We start from the raw sequence: 2,435 nt of genomic DNA on the forward strand, positions 1-2,435 counted from the left end.
TGCTGCGACCGCGCGGCCGCCTGCTGCGCGCTCGCGGCGACCTGCGTCGGCACCTGCGTGAGCCGCGTGATCTGCTCGGCGAATTCGGATAACGAAGAAACCGCGCGGTCGAACGACGCCGGCTCGTCGAAGAGTGCGGGGAGCTGTTCGCGGTTCTGCAGCTTCACGGCGCCCGCCGACACCCACAGCCCGTTGTCGACGACGACGGGCGGCAGCGCGTGCACGCTGTTGTCGCCGTCGGCGGTGCGCTTGAGGAGCGCGCCGGATTCATCCGAATCGCGTCGCACGTCCCGCTCGATGCCGCTGCGCAGCCCGGTGCAGCCGCTCAGCAGCACGGCGGCCAATAACGAAAGAACGAAAAAAACGCGCATCAGCCCGCTCCCTGCGCGACGACGCGCAACACGTGATTGCCTTGATAGAGAATCGCCTGGATCGGCGTCGCCGTGCGGCCGAGACTCGCGACGAGCACTTGCAGCGCATCCTCGAACGAGCCGCGCAGCGTCGCCTGCGCGTCGATGCTGAAATCGACCGGCGCATCCCAGACGAGCTGCCAGCCCGCCGTGTGCGCCCATCGCGACAAGACGCCGCGGATCGTGCCGTCGGACGCGCGTACGTCCCAGACGGGTGCGTCCGCAACGGGCAGCGACGCGGGCCGTGCGGCCGTGGCCGGCGCGGCCCCGGCCGACGTCGATGGCGATATCGCGCGCGAGACGTCGACGCGCGTGGCCGTCAGCGGGGCGTGATCGAAGCGCTCGACAAATGGGCCGCCGATCGCCGGATCGGTGCCGGCGGGCGGGCCGCTCGCCGCGCAATCGGTTGCAAAAAGCGCGGTCGCGATGAACGCGGCCGCGGCGACCGTAGCGCCGTGCATCATGGTTTTCCTCGTTACTCGACTGCTGCCGTGCGCCGCTGGCCCCCGCGCTTTGCTGCTCGATGATCCCGGATGTCGCGTCCGACGCCCCGGACCGCCTGCGCGGCCGGAAATGGCTTTCCGAACATGGGATTACCGCAGCGCTACATAATAGGTCTACACACGCAGTCGCATTATTGAAGTGATTATTGCGCGGCAAATATACCCTGAACGGTTTGACAAAAGCTAGTTTGCATGCAAAATTAAATAGACCATTCAATTTCCTCTTTCATTGCGGGAAATGCACCGCTCAATCCATTCATTCGAACTGCCAAGATGAACCAGCATGCCGCCGCCCCGCTGCGCGATCTCGCGGGCGAAGTGCTCGGCCTGATCGACCTGAAGCAGATGTTCACCGACATCCACATCGAGCAGGACCGCCCCGTCACGATCAAGACCCCGCGCGGCTGGGTCGAGACGAGCGACGAACCGGTGCTCCTCGACGACATGCGGCCGCTGCTCGACGCGATCGACGAGCATTGGGAAGCCGCGCTGCGCCAAGGCACGCTCGACCGCCCGTTCGTCCTCACGCGCTGCCGGCTGCGCTGCCACGTGTACCGCGCGGGCGGCGGCCGCAAGATCGTGATCTCGATGCGCCGGCTGCCGCTCAAGCCGCTGCCGCTCGAGGAACTCGGCCTGCCCGTCTACGTGCGCTCGATGCTCGACAACACGAAGGGCATCATCCTCGTCACGGGCCCGACGGGCTCGGGCAAGACGACGACGATCGCGTCGCTGCTCGAGCACATCAACACGACGCGCAACACGCATATCGTCACGATCGAGGAGCCGATCGAATACTATCTGGAGCGCCGCCAGTCGATCATCTCGCAACGCGAAGTGCCGACCGACACGCCGAATTTCCCGCACGGGCTGCGCGAGGCGCTGCGGCAAAGGCCCGACGTCGTGATGGTCGGCGAGGTGCGCGACGCGCAGACAGCCGACACGCTGCTGCAAGCGGGCGAATCGGGGCACCTCGTGCTCGCGACGATGCACACGGGCAGCGCGGTCAGCGCGCTCAACAAGCTGCTGTCGTTCTTTCCGGTCGAGCAGCGCGACCGGCACGCGGTCGCGCTCGCCGAATCGCTGATCGGCATCGTCTGCCAAAGCCTCGTGCCGAGCGCGGACGGCGAAAGCCTCGTGCTCGCGAGCGAACTCCTGTTCAACAACAACAACCAGGTCGCGAAGCTGATCGCGGAGCCGACGAAGCTGCACCTCGTCAACGAGTTCCTGCGGCGCCGCGAGGACAACATGTCGCGCTCCCTGAACGACGACCTCGCCGCGCTGGCGGCCCGCAACCGGATCTCGACGAAGGACGCGTTACGGGCGACTTACAATCGGATCGAGCTGAACGAAATGATGCAATCGATTGTTAATCGTTAGGCGCGCATCCGATCCGCTATTTTTATTCCGATCTAAAATCGGAAAAAAATCGTATAAACACGCCGAATCCCGTGTTAATCGACTGGTGGAATTAATTTCAAAAACCGATTGTCGTCGCGCGTCGAATTCGTGCCAGACCGTCGTT

Annotated in this window: 2 protein-coding genes and 1 pseudogene; 1 reads left to right on the forward strand and 2 read right to left on the reverse strand. The window is 64.8% G+C overall.

Features of this window, described 5'->3' with window-relative positions; translation table 11 throughout:
• Positions 1-371: pseudogene (locus G3N93_RS38050) on the reverse strand (PilN family type IVB pilus formation outer membrane protein); the annotation flags it as partial.
• A complete protein-coding gene (locus tag G3N93_RS38055) occupies positions 371-874 on the reverse strand; it encodes a toxin co-regulated pilus biosynthesis Q family protein (RefSeq protein ID WP_206135331.1) in 504 nt (167 codons plus the stop codon). The gene G3N93_RS38055 and the pseudogene G3N93_RS38050, both read right to left, overlap by 1 nt.
• Positions 875-1,186: 312 nt before the next feature.
• On the opposite strand from G3N93_RS38055, the gene G3N93_RS38060 reads away from it, so the two are divergent.
• A complete protein-coding gene (locus G3N93_RS38060) occupies positions 1,187-2,290 on the forward strand; it encodes a type IV pilus twitching motility protein PilT (protein WP_085043285.1) in 1,104 nt (367 codons plus the stop codon).
• Positions 2,291-2,435: the final 145 nt, after the last annotated feature.

The organism is Burkholderia sp. Se-20378 (assembly GCF_017104665.1).
Lineage (GTDB): Bacteria > Pseudomonadota > Gammaproteobacteria > Burkholderiales > Burkholderiaceae > Burkholderia > Burkholderia lata.

Excerpts from the sequence above, each read along its gene's own strand:
- G3N93_RS38055 (WP_206135331.1), bottom strand. The coding sequence starts at position 874 with ATGATGCACGGCGCTACGGTCGCCGCGGCCGCGTTCATCGCGACCGCG.
- G3N93_RS38060 (WP_085043285.1), top strand. The coding sequence starts at position 1,187 with ATGAACCAGCATGCCGCCGCCCCGCTGCGCGATCTCGCGGGCGAAGTG.